Genomic DNA, 19,200 nt, shown 5'->3' on the forward strand with positions numbered 1-19,200 from the left:
GACGCTTCACTAACTTGTGCTGGCCTGCGCTGGGTTAGAACCCCAGGCCCGGCATCATGTTCATCACCGCGAAGCCGATGCCGATCAAGGCCAGGATTGCCACGATCGGGGCGACGATCGCCGCGACGTTGACGTCCTTCTCAACAACCGGAGCCGGCTTGTCCTTCTGCTCAGCCTGCTGCTCGTGCTCGGCTGGCTTCTCGGCGGGCTTCTCGGCCTCAGGTGCTGGCTGCTCTGCCGGCTTCTCCTCCTCAGGCTGCTCCTTCGGAGCCGGGTCGTTGACCGCTCCTTCCTGCGACGGAGCCGAGGCAACACCGCGGGCACCGATGCGCCAAGCGTTGATGGCCAGTGCTTCCCAGTCCGCCGGAACCTCGCGCACACCGAACGGGGTGTCGAGCAGGTATGGCTTCTCCGAGTAGTTGAAGTAGTCGAACTGGTAGTCGTAGTTCATCACCGACTTGTAGGCCGAGGTATCCAGACGCATGCCCTGGATGTCCTTGACCACCGCGTGCGCACCCTGGTGGCGCAGGCCGAGGGTGTGGCCTAGCTCGTGCAGGATGGTGTTGCGCAGCATCTCTTCCGAGTTCATGAAGCGGTGGTTAGCCACGAAGAACGAGGTGTCGTTGACCAGCGAGGCGCCGGACGACAGGTTGTAGGCGTCGATCTGGTCGCCGATAACACCGATGCGGAAGATGTTCTGGCGCTCACCGAGCATCTCGTCGATGTTGTTCAGCAGCTTCGAACCCTGGCTTTCGTTCTCGAAGTAGTTCTTGACGTACTTCAGGGTCTCACCGCCGCGAGCCTCGTAGCCGGGGATGTTGTTGAAGGTTTCGCCGGCGTCGACGTGGAGGTTGATGCCGTGGTCGTCGAAAAGATCAACCATTTCCTGCAGGGACTCGGCCTTCACGCCGTATTCCTTGGTGTTGGCGTTGGCGCAAGCCTCGGAAGGCTCGACGTCGCAGCCGAGGGTCTTGTACTCGGACTCCATCCAGTTGAGCTGGAGGAACAGGTCCGGGCGGCTCGGGTCCGCACCGTAAGCAGGCAGGTTAAGCACGGTGCCGTCCTCGAGGACAACGCCGTTGCGCTCCCAGAGGTCGGGGATGCCGTCGCCGTCGGAGTCGATGAGCTCCGCGGAGATCGCTTGATTATCGACGACAACGTCAGCAGGCTCTGCAGCCTTAGCCGGAACAACTCCACCGAAGGCGACGGTGGCGGCGAGGGCTGCTGCGAGACCGGTACGAAGTGCTGCGCGCATTTTCCTGCTCCTTACTTATCTGCGGTGTTTGCGGTAAACACCGCATTTCCTTTGCTGCCCTCGAGTTTATGCACCAAGTATGCGCTGGTAAACCCGTCGAATTTTCGGCCCTTTCGAGGCCGGATTGTTCAACGTTTATTTTGGATTGTTCAACGTTTTCACCCCGTTTATCGTGCGGATTGTTCATCAATCCGAGCTGATTTTAGGGCTGTCGCGTTGGGTTGTTGAACGATCTTTTGCGCTCCGGTTCGGTTCGTTCAACAATCCGGAGAAGCAGCAAACTATGCATTGATTTGCATACGGATGGGTATACAACTTGGGATCTGGCCCTCACCAGGAGTTTTGCCTGTCACGCTCGTATAAAAACAGGTTTTGGCGCCGTCTTGGGGCGCTGCTGAGTGGCGAAAAGGCCAGGTTGGGCGGATTGTTCACCAATTTGTGCAGGCCTCCTACCCCCGCAAATTACCCCCGTTCCGCGAGGGTGTCGTTGAGGTGTCGTTGGAGTGCGGTTGTTGTGCCCTGATCGTCTAGCTCCCGTTCCGGCGAACCAGACGATCACGCTGATACTGAAAACCATCGCCAACATCACCTGGGGATATGTGGAGGGTGCAGGCGGGTCGTCTAGTAGCAATGCACAAGCAGCTAGACGATAAGCATAAAAACACGCAACAACCTGGCGATTTGGCGGTTATAGCAGTGCTCTGTAATATTCCTATTCGTTCCCAGGGCCTATAGCTCAGTCGGTTAGAGCGCATCGCTGATAACGATGAGGTCGCAAGTTCGATTCTTGCTAGGCCCACAGCCCGAAAGGGCACGGGGCATTAGCTCAGTTGGTAGAGCACCTGCTTTGCAAGCAGGATGTCAGGAGTTCGATTCTCCTATGCTCCACAGGAACACAAAGGCCAGGTCCTCCCGGGGACCTGGCCTTTGGCGTTGGTGGTCACCAGGGGCCCAGGCAGCGGTTGCTGCGCGGTAAGCTCCCGGAAAAGTCTGCAAATAGAAAGCGCCTGCGTGAACTCTTACCTTTCCCGTTACGACACGATGGCGGATCGTGCGGCTGCTCAGGTGATTGCGCAGTATTCGACGAGTTTTTCGTTGGCTACGAAGGTGTTGGCACCGGGGGTGCGGCGCGATATTCGTAATTTCTACGCGGTGGTGCGTATCGCAGATGAGATCGTCGACGGTGCCGCGCATCAGGCCTATGCAGACCCGGAGACCCTGCTTAACGCCTACGAGGAGCAGGTACTCCAGGCCCCTAACCAGCGCTTTCACACGGATCCGGTGCTGCACGCGTGGGCGAATACGTATCGGCGTTGTCGCCTCAACGCGGAGCACCTCGAGGCGTTTTTCGCGTCGATGCGCGCGGACCTCAACCCGCACGCTTTTTCCCCGGCGGAGTTGGAGACCTATATATATGGGTCGGCCGAGGTGATTGGCTTGATGTGTTTGGACATTTTCTTCCCAGAGCGCCAGACACCCCATCCCGAGAAACTTCAGCGTGGCGCCCGCGCGCTTGGTGCGGCGTTCCAGCGCATCAACTTCCTGCGCGATTTCGGGGAGGATCAGGGCAGTCTCGGGCGGGCGTACTTTGGGCGCATGCTTGACGACGACACCAAGCACGCCATCACCACCACCATCCACACCGAACTTGACCAGGCCTTAGAGACGATCCCGTTGCTGCCCCGCGGGGTGCGTGGGGGAGTGGCGGCCGCGGAGGCGCTGTTTCGTGAACTCACCGAGATCGTGGAGCGCACCCCGGCCGCACAGTTGACGCAGCAGCGCATCAGCGTGCCGCAGCGTCGCAAGGTTGCGCTGACGGCGAAGGCGATTGCGAGGACAGGGCTGTGACAACGGCTGTGGTGATCGGCGCGGGTGCTGCCGGTTTGGCTACCTCGGCGCTGCTGGCGCGGGAGGGTTACGAGGTCACGGTGGTCGAGCGCCTCGGCTCGCATGGCGGCCGCGCCGGCAACGAAACCGTCCAAGGTTTCCGTTTCGACACCGGCCCGAGCTGGTACCTCATGCCGGATGCCTTCGACCACTTCTTCGCACTGTTTGGCAAGCGCACCGAGGACGTGCTGGATCTCAAGCCGCTCACGCCCGCATACCGCATCTTCCCCGAGAACCACGACCCGATCGATGTGGAGTCGGGCCGCGACAACGCGATCCGGCTTTTCAACAGCATCGAGCCCGGCGCCGGCGCCCAACTGGCCAGTTACCTCGACCGCGCCGCCGAGACCTATGACTTGGCGCTGCGCTACTTCCTCTACACCACCTTTTCCACGCTGAAGCCCTTTGCCAAGATCCGCGGCCAGTACGGCAAGTTGCTGCGCTACCTGGTCGAGCCGCTGGATCGCTTCGTCGCAGGCCAGTTCAAGGACACGCGCCTGCGCCAGATGCTGACGTACCCTGCGGTGTTTTTGTCGTCGCATCCCGCGCGCACGCCGTCGATGTACCATCTGATGAGCCACACGGACCTCACCCAGGGCGTGCTGTATCCGCAGGGTGGGTTCGCGGCGGTGATGGATGCGCTCTACGAGCTGGCGCTCGAGCAGGGCGTGAAGTTCCGCTTCAACGCGGACGTCGCTTCCATCACGTACAGCGGTGGGCGGGCCACGGGCATCTCGCTTATCGACGACACCCTCATCCCCGCCGACCTCACCATCTCGTGTGCCGACCTGCACCACACCGAAACCCGGCTGCTGCCGCCGAAGCTGCGCACGTACGACGAGTCGTGGTTCTCCCGCCGTGACCCGGGCCTGGGCACCGTGCTGGTCATGCTGGGTGTGAAGGGTGAGATCCCCGAGTTGGCGCACCACAACCTGCTGTTCAGCGAGGACTGGGACGATGACTTCGCCACCGTCTTCGAGGGCAAACCTGCGGTGCGGCCGTTGGGGGCGTCGCAGTCGATCTACGTGTCCAAGCCGAGCGCGACCGACCCCGGCGTGGCGCCCGAAGGCGACGAGAACCTGTTCGTGCTTGTGCCCGTCGCTGCCGAGGAGACGATCGGCCACGGCAACATGTACCGCGATGAGGCCTCCCCGCAGGTGGACCTGATTGCCAACGCCGCCATTGCACAGATCGAGAAGTGGTGTGGGGTTGAGGGCCTGGGCGAGAGGGTCGTCGTTAAGCAAACGCTCGGTCCTGCAGACTTCCGCGACCGCTACCACGCGTGGTCGGGTGGGGCGATCGGGCCGGCGCACACGCTGAAGCAGTCGGCGTTTTTGCGCGGCGCGAATGCTTCGAAGAAGCTGGGAGCGCTGTACTACGCCGGAGCCACGACCGTTCCTGGGGTGGGCGTACCGATGTGCTTGATTTCCGCTGAAAATGTGCTGAAGCGCCTGCGCGGCGACAAAAGCCCAGGCCCTCTCAGCGCCTGAAATGGGCTTTGTTGAACAATTGCTCGGATTGTGGTGAAAATCACCTTGTAGTTTTCTTCCTGAGTACTGTCTAAACGTCCAGTTCAGAGGGTCAGGTTTCTAAGTTTTTGGTGTTGATCTGGCGTTTTGGCTTTCTGTAGGGGGTTTCGGACTATTCTCCAAGCCGATATTGCGCTTAAATATGTAGTTATCAGTTTGGAGATCCGTGTTCAGGTGATCTCAAGGCTGCTTCGAATATCTCCTCCGAGTTGTAAGGAATGAAGCCGTTGAAGAACGCACATCTGAAGAAGCGCGTCATGGCCACCCTGGTTTCCGCCACGGTGGCTTTTGGTGGCGTAACGGTCGTAGCTCCGACCGCTGACGCTGACCCGCGTATTACAAACGCCTACTCAGCACTGGATCAGGGCGATTACGACGCTGCACTGCAGTACAACAAGACGCTCAAGGTCAACCGCAGCATGGACCTGATGACTACGGCCTACGGTCCGGGCTGGTGCATCGATGCCCACCTGGACGTGCCGCAGCACTACACCCAGTTTGATGTTCGTCGTCTGGACGGCACCTCTGGTTATTACGGGTTTAACGGCAACATGGGCGGCGATCTCAACATCCACCCGGACATTGAGAAGGCCGCCATCAACCTGACCAAGACCATGCTGGACAGCTACTACGCTGGCCAGACCGAGGAAGTTCGTAAGAAGAACTTCGCTCTCCAGGCACTGCTGTCCAACAACCTGGAACAGCTGGACAAGATGCGTGGCCTGATTCAGGGCGACTTTAAGTTCCAGTCCGGCACGAAGCCGCCTGAGGTTTCCGCCAATGAGTTCCTGAAGTGGACGGGCTTTGAGATTCGCCGTAACTACGGCAACCCGATTGGTCAGTCTGCTTTCTTCCTGTACAAGAATGAGCAGGCGTTCTCCCAGCTGAAGGTCAAGACCGGTGAGTACGTCACCGTTCTGGTGCCGAAGTCCTACAACGTCTACGAGGACCTGACCAAGGAGCCGACCAACCAGCGCATCATTATCATTGCGCAGCCGGGTCTTGAGGGTTACGAGCCGAAGAAGAACATCGTCCGCGAGACGGTGACTAAGACCGCTGATCCGGTCACGACGACTGTCACCCGTCCGGCAGGCACCTCGACGGTGACTCACTACGTCCAGCCTGAGCACCACGAGGAGGTCGTTGAGCAGCCGACCATCACCAAGACCGAGGTTGTCTCGCAGGACGTAACGACGACCCAAACTGTGGTGCAGGCGGATAAGACCGTGACCACCACGAAGCGTCCGCGTGTTGAGCACAACACCGAGACCTACACCCGCGAGGTCGAGCCGACCACGGTGACCGAGACTGCCCCGCAGAAGACCGTCACCCGTTACGTCGATGAGCCGGTTCTGACCACCACGACCAAGACGATTACCCCGACTGTCACTGAGGATGCTCCGAAGGAGACCAAGTATGTGACGAAGACGGCTGAGCCGGTGTACACGACTAAAACTGTCACCGCAACGCCGAAGACGGAGACCGCAACTGTCACCGCAGCGCCAAAGACGACGACAGTGACTGCTCATGTCACCAAGACCAACGTCACCGAGGTCGAGCGTACGAAGATTGTGGAGCGCTACATCCGCAACTACAAGTACGCCATCGACTTCAACATGTCCGAGAAGTCCCGCCAGATCGAGGTTGAGAAGCTCGGCAACTGGGAAATCGAGTTCGTCGACAATTCGAACGGCCTGGTCAAGGTTGAGAAGAAGATTGTCAACGGCAAGGCTGTCCTGGAGATCACGCCGGTCAAGGAAGGCCGCGGCACGGTTCGCATCGTTGTCGTAGACGCTGAGGGCAACCGCCACGAATACATCATCAACGTGGTCAACGAGAAGACCGAGAAGATCGTTGAGACTGAGGCAGTGGTGAACAACCACTACTTCAACGTTGGTACTGGCAACCTGAAGCAGACCATCCAGATTGACAAGAACTGGAACTACGAGGTCGTTGAAGGCGGCGGCATCATCGACACCAAGGCTGTCGAAGGTGGCATTGAGGTCACCGCTAAGAAGAACTCCCGTGGCACCGCAAAGATCAAGGTGTACGAGGAGATCAACGGCAAGCGCACCGGTAACGAGAGCAACTACATCTTCAACATCGATGCGCTGGCAGACCGCTTCAACCAGTCCCGCGTGATTGGTAACGCCAACTCCTACAAGCTTGAGATCAAGGATGTTGAGCAGAAGCCGCAGATCAAGTCTGGCGAGGACCTGATTCAGAGCATCGAGAAGGACGACGAGGGCTTCTGGATCATCACCCCGAAGCCGGGTGCTGAGGGCGAAGCTGTCATCGAGGCCACCGACAAGGACGGCAACGTTTACACCTACACCCTGACCATCAAACACGGTACGAACGAGCTGGTCGACGTCCAGACGCACAACATCGTCGAGGGCGAATCCCGCGAGATCGTGGCCGAAGGCGACGGCTTCATCTTTGAGCCTGCAGGTTCCGCTTACAACCGGGACAACTGGAATGTCAAGCGTGAGGGCAACAAGTTCACGGTCACCAACAAGACCAACGACACCGCGACCTTCAACCTGTACAAGACCATCAAGAACTCCCCGGACCGCATCCTGGTAGGCGTCTACACCTTCATTGCGAAGCCGGCAGAGAAGGAAGACTTCACACCGGGCAACGTCGAGTACGACGTCATCGATCGCAACACTGTGAAGATCACCCCGGGTGACGCAGCTGGTACCCCGAACACGATCAAGGTCACCAAGAACGATGAGAACGCCACCGTGATCCGGGAAGACGGCGTCTACCGCATCATGCCGAAGCCGGGCTTCGAGGGCGACATCGTTGTTGAGGAGACCGCACAGGGCAAGCTCATCGCCACCTACACCATCCACGTGAAGAAGGGCGAGGTCGAAGAGCAGGTCAAGGACGTTGAGTCGAACTCTCTCGTTACCTTCTCTGGTGTGATGGACGGTCAGGTCGTGCGCATCACCGAGGGCGAGAACCTGGTGAACCTCGAGGCTTCTGACCTGAAGAACGGCCAAATTAAGTTCAAGCCGGGTGCTGAGGGCAAGGTTGTCGTCGAGAACCTCAACTCTCGTGACCTGCCGTTCCAGCGCTTCATCTTCAACGTCAAGCCGGTTGAGGTGCAGAAAGACGACATCAAACTCGTCGGCAACGCTTCTGCCGACTTCCGCCTGAACAAGAACTTCACCTTCGAAATCACCGAGGGTGAGGACATCATTGCTGTTGAGAAGCAGGATGGCGGTTTCGCCGTCACGCCGAAGGACGGCAAGGAAGGCCGCGCTGTTGTTGAGGTGAAGGATGAGTACGGTCACGTTGTGTACCGCTACATCTTCACCGTTGATGGCACGAAGAAGAACTCCGGCAACACGACCATCAACAACGACTTCAAGCTCACCGAGAACGGCACCTTCAAGATCACCCGCCGCAACGAGAACAAGATCGTTGTTCAGGACGGCTCCGAGTGGGTCGAGGTTGACCCCTCTAAGGACGGCGAATGGATCCTGACGCCGAAGCCGGGTTCGGTCGGCAAGACCGTGACCGTTGTTGAGATGCGTAACGATGTCGTGGTCAAGCGCCACACCATCAAGATCGTGTCCGACCCGAAGCCGCTGAACTTCAAGGAAGAGCGTCGCGTCTACATCGAGAAGCTCGACGGCAAGATCAACCCAGGCACCCCGGGCAACACCTTCACTATCCTTCGTGGTCGCGACCTCGTCGAAGAACAGAAGCTGCCGGACGGTAGTGTCCAGATCACTCCGGTTGAGCAGAAGTACGCCCAGATTCTCGTTGAAGAGCGCGACCCTGAGGGCAACCCGGTCCGCATCGTCGAGCTCGAGATCCCGCCGACATCGCAGGGCGACACCACGACGCCGTCGATCTCCATCAGCGAGCCGAAGGGTAACGCCAAGGATGGCTGGACCTTCAACATCACCGGCGGCAGCAACAGTGTTGAGATCAAGGTATGCAATGACGCCAAGTGTGTTCCGGTCGACCCGAATAAGGTCAAGCGCGAAGGCGACCAGATCATTGTCGATCCGGGCGCAATCCCTAACGGTAAGTGGGACTACCTCTGGATCGGTGGTGTCGAAAACGGCGTCCCAGCTAAGGGCGTAGAGCGCAAGGTCAACATCAAAGCCACCATCAATGTGAAGGACACCAACGGCAGCCAGAAGGGCTCCTCTGAGCTCGACGGCAAGTGCATTGCCTCCATCGTCGGCCTGTCTGCGCCGCTGCTGCTGGCCATCCCGCTGGGTATCCTCTCCCAGGTTCGCATCCCAGGCCTTGAAGGTCTGTCCGCTCAGGTGAACGACGCCATCCGTCAGGCGAATGACCAGATCCAGCGCGGTCTGGGTATCTACAACGAGGACCGTTCTCGCCGCGCAGCTGGCTTCCAGGGTGCGTTCAACGTCGCCAACCCGGAGATGCTGAGCCTCGCCGCTGGTTCCCTCGGCGCAATCACGCTCGGTCTGTTCCTGATCGACGGTGTGCTGCGTGCCTGCGGCCAGGGGGAGATGACCTCGTCCTACAAGATCGGTGAGGCCACCGGTCAGGAATGGATGATGTACGGTTCCTCCGGCAAGAGCTCCAAGGACCAGGCTGAAAAGCCGTCCGAGGAAGCTGGCGCAAAGGACAAGAAGGACGAATCCAAGAAGTAGATCGTTCTGATCCCTGAAAGCCCGAAGCCGACTTGGCTTCGGGCTTTCGGCGTTCTTTGAGGATTTGTTGAACAATTGCTCGGATTGTGGTGAAAATCACCTTGTAGTTTTCTTCCTGAGTACTGTCTAAACGTCCAGTTCAGAGGGTCAGGTTTCTAAGTTTTTGGTGTTGATCTGGCGTTTTGGCTTTCTGTAGGGGGTTTCGGACTATTCTCCAAGCCGATATTGCGCTTAAATATGTAGTTATCAGTTTGGAGATCCGTGTTCAGGTGATCTCAAGGCTGCTTCGAATATCTCCTCCGAGTTGTAAGGATTGAAGCCGTTGAAGAACGCACAATTGAAGAAGCGCGTCATGACTGCGCTTATTTCCGCCACCACTGTGGCTAGCACGATCGCCGTGGTAGCGCCTGAGGCAACTGCTGCAACCGTCGCAGACTCTTACCTCACGGTGAACGCCTACGAGAAGATGAGTGAAAAGGAACTTCACGAATACTTCGAGGCCGTTAAGAAAAGCAAGAACGAGCGAAACGGTTCGATCGGCCTGCTTCCGACCGAGTACGGCAACGGTTGGTGCATCGACTGGGGCCTGTCGAACCCTTGGGACAACACCAAGGCGGGCTACGAAGTCCGCAAGCTGACCGGTGCTTCCGGTCGTTACGGCAACGGTGAGTACATCGACGAGGACGTGCGCTACGCAGCGATCAACGTCGTCACCAAGCTCATGGAGGACTACCAGAAGCACAAGGAAGGCGAGGATAGGACCCACGCCATCAAGGTCAAGACCACCGTACTCCGTGCGCTGCTGGGCAACGACCTGACGTCCCTGAACAACGTTCGTGGCGCGATCTATGACGGCCGTCCGGACACCAGCGACCCGGGTGACAAGAACCCGGTCACTGTTGACGGCGCTCAGTTCCGTGCACTTACCGGCTTCAGCCTGGTGCACGTCACGGTGGACACCAAGAGCGGAAAGCCAAACTACGCTCTGGTTCCCGACCGCAAGATCCTCGATGGTTTCAAGGCGAAGTACCCGAAGAACGCGTACGTCACCATCATCGTGCCGCGTAACTACAACTACACGATGACGCGTCGCCTGAACCTGACGTTCCAACGCATCATCCCGAACGAGCAGCCGGGCCTGAACCCAAACAAGAAGGACTGGGACGGCAACATCACCGTTACCAGCTACACCACGCCGCCGGAGACCACCGTGGTCACCACGGAAAATCTGCCGCCGAGCACCGTCACTGAGACGGTCCCGCAGAAGCCAGTCGAAACCGTTACGACGAAGACACGGCCGGCTACCACGATCACGTCCACCCGTACCCTGCCGCCGGTAACCAAGAACGAGAAGACCACCGTTCCGGGCAGCACGGTTGTTACCCGCACCACGGTGCCGGGCGAAGAGGTCACCACGACCGTGACCCCGCCGCCACTGACCAACAATGTGACCACCACCGTCAACGGCACGCCGAAGACAGAGACCACGGTGGTTACGCCTGAGCCGTACGTGACCACGGAAACCAAGCCTGGCAAGCCGACCACGTACACCGAGACCGTCACCGCAGTCACCGAGACGATCACGCGTGAGCCGAGCACGGTTGTGGAGACCGTGACGACCACCCCGGTCAAGACCACCGAGAAGCACGTCCCGGGCACGACCGTCACCACGACAAAGACTGTCACGCCGGCGCCGGTCTCTGTGACCGAGAACGTGACCCACGTGGAGAACTACTACCGCGAGAAGGTCTACGAGAGCGTCAAGGAGATCCGCGAATACCACCACTTCGCTGGCTTCATCAAGGGCGAAAAGTCCAAGGACATTGAGCTTCCGAAGGACCTGGGTAGCTCCTGGACCTTCGAGATCATCAAGGGTCAGGACATCGTCATCGTTGAGCGCACCGAAGACGGCAAGCTCAAGATCACCCCGAAGCCGGGCTTCGAGGGCGAGGGCGACGTTGAGATCCTGATCACCGACGACCAGGGCAACCAGCACATCTACCGCGTCAAGGTCAGCGACACCATCAACGTCGAGACCAAGACGAAGATCAAGGTCAACAACTTCTTCTACACGATCAACCCGGGCAGCGAGAACCGCGTCCGCGAGGTTCCGTGGAACAAGAAGGAGAAGTACGAGTGGTACCTCGTCGACAAGGATGGCAACCGCATCGAGCCGAAGCCGGGCTCCATCGAGGTTGTCGAGGACGAGAACAAGCTCAATGTTGAGGTCAAGGATCCGTCGGTACGCGGCAACGTTGTCGTACGCATTACCGAGGACAACGGCAACATCCGCGAGAACATCGTCACCGTCGAGAACACGACCTCCGAGTTCGACGTCACTCGCCAGATCCTGAACACCTCCACGGCACTCATTGAGCGTCGCGGTGGTGACTACACCATCACGTCCGGTGAGAACCTGGTGAAGAAGGTGGAGAAGAGCGAAGACGGCAAGAACTGGGTAATCAAGCCGAAGGACGGCGCTGAGGGCACCGTCGAGATCGTCTTTACTGACGACAAGGGCGTGGAGTACAACTACACCCTGGAGATCGTGAAGGACCCGAACGGTGGTCCGTTCATGCGCGACGACTCGATTGAGAACAACGGGTCTGCAGAGATCAACCTGAAGGACGGTTGGACCTGGGAGATCGTCGACGGCAAGGACGTCGCACGTATCTTTGAGACCAACGACGGAAAGACCCTTGTCGTCGACCCGACCAACGAAGACGGCACTCCGGTTAACGAGAAGGGTGGCAACGTTGTCATCCACATCAAGGACAAGAACGGAGTTCTGTCCGCAGTGTGGACCGTACGCATTGCACCTGCCCGAAACCTTGGTCAGGTTAGCGAGGAAGAGCGCGAGCTCGATGTTGTTGATCGCTCGATCGTTCGTGTGCTCCGTGGTTTCATTGGCGATAATCAGACGCCGGGCAACAAGCTGAAGATCGTCGAGGGCAAGGATCTTCTGGCTGAGAAGTCGAAGATTGAAGAAAATGACGATTTTGAGCTCTACTTCAAGCCGGGTGCTGACGGCCGCGTCGTCGTCAAGGAAGAGCAGCCGTTCGTAACTGACGGCAAGGTCGAATACAAGACCATCACGAAGTACATCTCCAACGTGAAGCCAGCACAGATCCGTGAGATGACCTACAACATCACGGCGGACAACTTCCTCAACCTGGGCGGCAACAAGCTCTTCATCGTCGAAGGCAAGGACCTCATCGCAGGTGATGCGGAGGATGGCAAGGACACCCTGAAACTCGACCTGAAGGCCGATGCTGAGGGCAAGGTTGTCATCGAGAACCGGACCGATGATGGATACGTCTACGAGCGTTACACCATCAACGTCACTCCGGGTCGCAACGCTAACGTTGAGACCATCAAGCGCCGCATGACGGTTAATGGCACCGCACAGGTGAACTTCAACGAGGTCAAGGACTACCCGGATACCTTTGAGGTCATCAAGGGCAAGAACCTCGTTGATGTGCAGGAGCGCGATAAGAAGCTCATTATCACCAGCCCGAAGGGTGAGACCGGCACCGCTGTTATCGAGGTCAAGGACAAGCGTGGCGTCTGGGCTCGCTACGAGCTCGAGCTGACTGACGCACCTGTTAAGGACCGTGAGTACACCGTCTCGACGAACTCTGAGTTCATCGCCACGATGGTGCACCAGGAGAACTCGTTCAAGATCCTCGAAGGCGCTGAGTTCTTCCAGGCACCGAGGGACAGCAACGGTCAGTGGATTCTGAAGCCGAAGTCCAACGCAGCTGGCAAGTCCGGTTTGGTCGTTGAGCTCGACAAGAACGGTAAGGAAATCAACCGCTACCGTCTGAAGATCACGCAGGGCAAGTCCGCAGCTACCTACCAGCAGCGCGACTACGTGATCGAGGGTAAGGAGCGTCAGTTCGAGGCACTCAAGCCGGAGAACACCTTCGTTGTGGTTTCTGGTGGCGAGCACGCTGATACGAAGACCGAGAACGGCAAGTTCATCATCACCCCGAAGAAGGGCACGGTTGGCGAGACGATCCGCGTCGAGGAGCGAAACTCCAACGGCGATATTGTCCGCAACCTGATTCTGGGTGTGGTGAAGGAAGGTTCCGTTACCGAGAACGGTGCTCCAGCTGGCTCGAACAAGAACCTCCCGGACGTCACGATCGACAACAGCACCAAGAACGGTGACGTTGTTGTTCACCTGTACTTCAAGGATCCGGTCAAGGACGTCGGTGTGGTCGGCGAGAGCAACGGCACCAAGCTTGTGCCGACCGATAAGGGCGCAGACCTGATCATCCCGAAGGATCTTGCTGAGAAGGCAAGGAAGTGCCTTGCTGATCAGAAGGCCAAGGGCAAGCCGCTCAACCCGGCTGAGTGCGGTCTTCCGAGCGGTTTCTTCCGCTACACCGAACAGGGTGCACAGAGCCACGACATTCAGGAGTTCAACTTCGAGTTCCTCCTGAACAAGGAGACGAACAACCAGACCACCAAGGGCTCCTCTGAGCTCGACGGCACGTGCATCGCTGGCATCGTCGGCATGACCGCGCCGCTGCTGCTGGCTATCCCGCTGGGTATCCTGTCGCAGGTTCAGATCCCGGGCCTAGAGCAGGTCTCCGCCCAGGTCAACGCGGCAATCCGTCAGGCGAACGACCAGATCCAGCGCGGTCTGGGCATCCACGACGAGAACCGTGCACAGCGTGCGGCTGGCATCCAGGGTGCGTTCGCTATCGAGAACCCGCAGATGATCGGCCTCGCGGCTGGCGCTCTGGGTGCGATCACCCTGGGTCTGCTCGCTGTTGACGGCGTCATGCGCGCATGTGGTGCAGGTGAGTACACCTCCTCCTACATGGTGGGCAAGGCGACCGGCAACGAGACCCTGATGAAGGGCTCCTCCGACAAGATGCCGGAGTCCAAGGACAAGGGCACCGAAGAGAACAAGCCCGCTGAGGACAAGTAAACCCGCAGTGAGCTAGCCCGCCAGGCGAAAGCCCGGCGGGTTTTCTCTTGCGCATTTACTTTGCGACGACCCCACGAACCACCCGGTCAAGCCACCCCAACGCATAGTCATAACCCGTCTGGCCGCCCACCTTGAACCCACCGGGGATGTCGGTGAAGCCCAACTTGTAATACGACATGTGTCGCGGCCCGAAATCTCCTGCACGCTGCGCCGACGACACCAGCACTGCGTTCTGGGGATCCTCGTAAGCGGCGCGCAGGCCGGTCACATCCAGCACCTGCCCGCACAACGCCGCCACGGTGCTATGCGCCCAGGCCTGGCGGCCCTCGGTGCCGGTTGGGGTGCGGGGGATCACGCCAAGGCGATGCAGCTGCCAACTGAACTGCTCCACAGCATGGATGGTGCGAAACACTTCGAGGGTGAGATCGAGCCAGGCGGTGGTGTCGTCGTCAAGCAATTGCGCCGCCTGATCGCGCAGAGGCTCAAGCGCCTGGAACAACCACGGCCAGGTCACGCCCTCCTTGGCCAACTCCGGCAGTGCGGCGAGCAGCGCGATGGCGGCTTGTTCGGCTGGGGGAGTGGTGCTGGTGCGCGCCGCGTGCTGCCCGAGGGCAGTGGCGGCGGTGGTGGCTTCGATGATGATTTGGGGGATGAGGGTGGCGTCGATAAGTGAGAGGCCCGATTGCTCAAACGCCTCGCGCACCGGCAGCCCCTGCGCGCGTAAGTCGCGGAAGCGGGCGACGCGGATGCCGGTGATGGCGTTGAAGGGGCCGGGTGTGACATCGCGCATGGCCACATCCGCAAGCGTGCGCAGCGGGCTGGTGGGCTCGGTCGCGCACGCCATGTCCGCGCCGTTGCACAGGGAGAGCACCTTGCCCTCCAAGCCGGTAAACGGCGTGGTGCGGGTGCCGGCGAGGCCCTCGAACGCGGGGTTGAGCGTCGTGCCACCGGTCTGGACTGTCTCCCCGTTGCGGCCGCGCACGCCCGCAGGTGGTTCGGCGTAGAGGCGCGAAGGTTGCTGCGGCGCCGGGTCACCCAGCGGCGCGCGGGCGGGGTCGGCGAAGAGAAGGACGGCGGCGATGTCATCCGCACCCACACCCCGCACGCGACCGGCGGCAACCTCCGCTGCTGCATCACCGACCAGGTGGGCGCCCTGGGAGTAGCCGATCAAAATGAACCGGGTGCCGGGGCAATGCCGGGCCACGGTCTCCATCTCCAAGGTGGCCACGTCCCGGCCGTAGCGCACCGACTCCCCATAAGTGGCCGCCTCGGTGCCTTCCGGGACGTTGCCCGAGGTACCGAACACGCTGAAGCGGCCCAGCGAGGCCGGGTACTTCACCTGAAACGTGGACACCGTCCGGGCGCCGAAGCGGGTTTGGAGGTCGTCGGCGGGGGAGGAGGTGTCGTCGAAAAGCGACTCGCGCGCGGACGGATGCCACGAATGCGAAAACCCGGACCCCGCCGCCTGAATCACATGCACGGGGTGGCACCGCAACTGCAACGCCTGCGCCTGTGGCACCGCGAGCGGCACAAGCGCGGCGGACAGCAGGATGGCTAGGGGGCGTCTCACACCGTCAACTCGGGGTGCAGGTCCTTGAACGCCATCGTGCGACGCTTCCGCAGCGCGAAACACGTAATGGCGATGGACAGGGCCGCCACGAACAACAGGACCGTAAGCGCAGTCCACAGACGCGGGTCATACGACGGCGCACCGAACAGGGCGTAGCGCACCAAATCCACCGAATAGCGCATCGGATCCCACGTGTGCACCCACTGGATAAACCCAGGCTGCACCTCCGGCGGATACAGGCCGTTCGACGCCACCAACTGCAGCGACATCAACGCCATCGTGGCCAAACGGCCAGGCGCCGGGCCCAACGTGGTGTTCAACGCCATAATCGCGGAGATAAACACCCAAGACACGAACACCAGCACGCCGAACAGCGCCACCGGGTGCTGCGGCTCCACCTTCAGCACACCAACCTGCACCACCCACAGCGCCACAGACTGCGCAAAGCCAATGATCACGGAAGGGATCATCGTGTACAGCATCACGCGGAACGCGCTCACGCCCGAGTCGATGGCGCGGCGGCTAAACGGCTTCATGATCATGTAGGTGATCAGCACACCGAACCATTGCGACAGGGCCAGGAAGAACGGGCTCAAACCCTTACCAAAGTAAGTCACGCTGTCGCCCGTGTGCTGCGGGGTCACCGGATCCGCGGCGGCGTGGATCGCCTTGTCCAGGCGTTCGCCTTCCCACTTCGGGGCTTCCTTGGCGCCGTCCGCAAGTTTCATGGAGAGCTCGCCGGTGCCGTCAGAAAGTTTCACCAGGCCGTCGTTCAAATCGCTCAGGCCCACCACCAACTGGTTCGAGCCGGCCGCCAACTTCGAGGTCGCATCCGTCGCCGTATTCGCAGCGACGACCAACTTCGACGTACCGTCCTTCAGCGTCGTAATGCCGGCCAGCAGTGTGCCCGAACCGTCCTGCAGGCGGGCCAGACCCTCCGCAAGAGTGCGGGCACCCGCTACGGCGCTATCCACGCCGCCGCGGTACTGCGCGGTCGGATCAGACAACTGCGTGGCCAACTCGTGCGCACCGGCCTGCAACTGCATCAACTGGCCAACCAGGTCGTTGCCCGGCACCGCCTGCAGCGGACCAGCGTTCAACTGTGCCTTCACGCCACGAGCTTGCGCGGCCAACTCGTTCGAGCCCGGGATAGGGGAGCGGTCCAGATCCGCGATCACGCGGTCCAGGTTCGCATTGACGTCAGCCAACGCCGCCTGCGCCTGGTTCAACGTGCCAGCAAAGCCGGTGAGCTTATCCACGCCACCGGCGATCTTCGTCGCACCGGCACCCAACTGCTGGGTACCCGCCTGCAACTGATCCAGGCCGTTAGAGAGCTTGGAGGCGCCGCCGGATGCGGTGGTGATGCCGTCATTAAGCTGCGCCGCACCGTCCTGCAACTTGGCCACACCGCCGTCGAGCTTGCCCACCGCACCCGGCATCTGCTGCACCTTGTCATTGAGCTGCTGGATACCGTCGTTGAGCTTCGTGCCGCCATCGTTGAGCTTCTGCGAGCCGTCCTTGGCCTTATTCGCACCGTCGTCGAGCTTGCCCGCGCCATCTGCGGCGTCCTGCACGCCCTGCGACAACGTATTAATGCCGACGAACAGCTGGTCCACCACCTTCTCACCAACCGAGTTCGACACCGCAACCGCGACCGCCTCACCGGCTTTATCACCCAACACCGTCGGGATGAAACCGTTCGTCTCATTCAAGGTGATGTTGATCTTCGCCGAATGTGGATCCTCTGACTTCACGCTGGTCACAGCCTCAGAGAAGTTCGTCGGAATCTCCATACCCAGGTAATACGTGCCGTTAGCAATGCCCTCCTTGGCCTCCTCGGCACTGACCAACTGGAAATCCAACGGACGCTGCTCCAACAGCTCGTCAACCACCTGGTCGCCGTTCTCACCCTCATCCGAGTTCACCAACGCAACCGGCAACTTGTACAAATTGCCCAGTGGATCCCAATACGACCACACAAACAAACCGCCGAACAGCAACGGCAGCAACATGATGGCAACAAGGGCAAGCGGTGGGAGCTTGCCGTTCAAAAACTTCCGAAAATCGGTTCCGATATGCAGGCCGCTCATAGCCCCTCCTCATTGACCGTATTCACCATCACGGGAAGGTGGACCGCGACGCCGCGGAGGTCGCTAAGAAGCAACTTGCGCAACTTCATGTCACGGACCTGATCGATGTCGTCGACAATGAGCAACTTCGCCTCCGGACGCGAAATCAACGCAAGCAACACGCGCAAGCGGAAGCGCTCCAGCGGAGTAATGTCGCCGACCTTGGCCAGTAGATCCAGCTCCTCCAACTGCAGCGGCTCCAACCACTTCTCCACGTACGGATGCGCCTTAATCGCCTCCGAGCGATGCGGCGTGCGCTTGAAAAAGCCCTGCGACCACGCAATCTGCTCCCGCACCGCATCCCGCACGCGCACCAGACGATCAATCGAGTCGATCTCCGGCACGCCCGCCAACGCGACATCGCGGAAGCGGTCGTGGTGGGTGGTGGGTTCGCTATCAAGCAGAATGGTGCCCTCTGCAGGACGGAAGCGACCCGCCAGCGCGAGGCTGAGCAGCGTCGAATCGGACTCGCGCGCCGTGTTGAGCAGGGTCAAACCGCGGCCGATGTCGAACGACTCCGGCTCGTCACCACTGCGCAGCACAAGGCCCTGTACCGACAGGATTGCAGACATTCGGTCCCCTAACCGTAGGGTGGACTATCACTTAACTCGTGATATGGTGCTCCCCAATTCAATCACTGTCAAACCCAGAGTGGGGAGTGCCATGCGTGCAGACGCCCGCAAAAAACGCGACCAAATCATCACGGCCACACTCCAACAGATCCAAACCCGCCCCAGCTCCGAAATCACACTCGAAGGCATCGCCGCCGACGCCGGAGTAGGCATCGCCACCCTCTACCGCCACTTCCCCTCACGCGCATCGCTTTACGACGCCTGCGCCGTCGTCTACATCGACAACCTCCAAACCCTCCTCAACGGCACCCTCGCCGACTTCGACAACGACCCCCAAGGCAGCTTTGAACGCTTCGTCTGGGCCATCGTCGACTCCGGCGTCGGCATGCTCGCCACCGCCCTTGCCGCCGAACCCTCCGCTGACGGCCCCCGCATCATCGTCGAACGCCGCGAGACCTTCATGCACAACGTGCAATTGCTTATCGACGAAGCCGTGCCCCACAACATCGTCGCCCCCGGCCAAACCGCGCTGCAGCTCGCCACCGAACTGATCGTGGCCACCCGACCGCTTGCCTCACCCCTGGCCGATCTGCTCCCCGACGTGCGCGATCGCCTCGTCCGCCACCTCATGGCCGGCTGGCGCGCGAACGTATAGGCGTTCGGGAACGGG

General features: G+C 60.1%; 9 protein-coding genes and 2 tRNA genes. 7 read left to right on the plus strand and 4 right to left on the minus strand.

The window, feature by feature from the left end:
- Positions 1-34 precede the first annotated feature (34 nt).
- Entirely contained in the window at positions 35-1,255 is a 1,221-nt protein-coding gene (locus HMPREF2785_RS00500) for a hypothetical protein (protein ID WP_070613790.1), read from the minus strand.
- A gap of 725 nt (positions 1,256-1,980) precedes the next feature.
- On the opposite strand from HMPREF2785_RS00500, the gene HMPREF2785_RS00505 reads away from it, so the two are divergent.
- The 6 genes from HMPREF2785_RS00505 (at position 1,981) to HMPREF2785_RS00530 (ending at position 14,259) form a co-directional block, all read left to right on the plus strand.
- Positions 1,981-2,054, plus strand: a tRNA-Ile gene (locus HMPREF2785_RS00505).
- Positions 2,055-2,070: 16 nt separating this feature from the next.
- Positions 2,071-2,143, plus strand: a tRNA-Ala gene (locus tag HMPREF2785_RS00510).
- A gap of 153 nt (positions 2,144-2,296) precedes the next feature.
- A complete protein-coding gene (locus HMPREF2785_RS00515) occupies positions 2,297-3,103 on the plus strand; it encodes a phytoene/squalene synthase family protein (protein ID WP_070613918.1) in 807 nt (268 codons plus the stop codon).
- Positions 3,100-4,632: a phytoene desaturase family protein gene (gene crtI / locus HMPREF2785_RS00520; protein WP_070613792.1), complete on the plus strand. Its 1,533-nt coding sequence runs from the start codon at positions 3,100-3,102 to the stop codon at positions 4,630-4,632. Before HMPREF2785_RS00515 ends, crtI begins: the two co-directional genes overlap by 4 nt.
- Positions 4,633-4,898: 266 nt before the next feature.
- A complete protein-coding gene (locus HMPREF2785_RS00525; protein WP_141750597.1) occupies positions 4,899-9,317 on the plus strand; it encodes a hypothetical protein in 4,419 nt (1,472 codons plus the stop codon).
- A gap of 322 nt (positions 9,318-9,639) precedes the next feature.
- Positions 9,640-14,259: a hypothetical protein gene (locus HMPREF2785_RS00530; RefSeq protein WP_141750598.1), complete on the plus strand. Its 4,620-nt coding sequence runs from the start codon at positions 9,640-9,642 to the stop codon at positions 14,257-14,259.
- A gap of 55 nt (positions 14,260-14,314) precedes the next feature.
- Here the strand turns inward: HMPREF2785_RS00530 and HMPREF2785_RS00535 are convergent, their stop codons facing one another.
- Genes HMPREF2785_RS00535 through HMPREF2785_RS00545 form a run of 3 tightly spaced genes read right to left on the minus strand, consistent with a single transcriptional unit; the run spans position 14,315 to position 18,530 of the window.
- Positions 14,315-15,829 carry a cutinase family protein gene (locus HMPREF2785_RS00535; protein WP_070613795.1) on the minus strand — a complete coding sequence of 505 codons (1,515 nt, stop codon included), beginning with the start codon at positions 15,827-15,829 and terminating at the stop codon, positions 14,315-14,317.
- Positions 15,826-17,919, minus strand: coding sequence for a YhgE/Pip domain-containing protein (locus tag HMPREF2785_RS00540; protein WP_070421938.1), 2,094 nt, complete (start codon positions 17,917-17,919; stop codon positions 15,826-15,828). The genes HMPREF2785_RS00535 and HMPREF2785_RS00540 overlap by 4 nt, the downstream gene beginning before the upstream one ends.
- On the minus strand, positions 17,916-18,530 hold the full coding sequence (locus HMPREF2785_RS00545; RefSeq protein WP_070613796.1) for an ATP-binding cassette domain-containing protein: 615 nt from the start codon (positions 18,528-18,530) through the stop codon (positions 17,916-17,918). Before HMPREF2785_RS00545 ends, HMPREF2785_RS00540 begins: the two co-directional genes overlap by 4 nt.
- Positions 18,531-18,621: 91 nt before the next feature.
- On the opposite strand from HMPREF2785_RS00545, the gene HMPREF2785_RS00550 reads away from it, so the two are divergent.
- Positions 18,622-19,185 (plus strand): TetR/AcrR family transcriptional regulator, encoded by a 564-nt coding sequence (locus HMPREF2785_RS00550; protein ID WP_070449881.1) that lies wholly within the window; start codon positions 18,622-18,624, stop codon positions 19,183-19,185.
- Positions 19,186-19,200 lie beyond the last annotated feature (15 nt).

The organism is Corynebacterium sp. HMSC067D03 (assembly GCF_001811185.1).
GTDB lineage: Bacteria > Actinomycetota > Actinomycetes > Mycobacteriales > Mycobacteriaceae > Corynebacterium > Corynebacterium coyleae.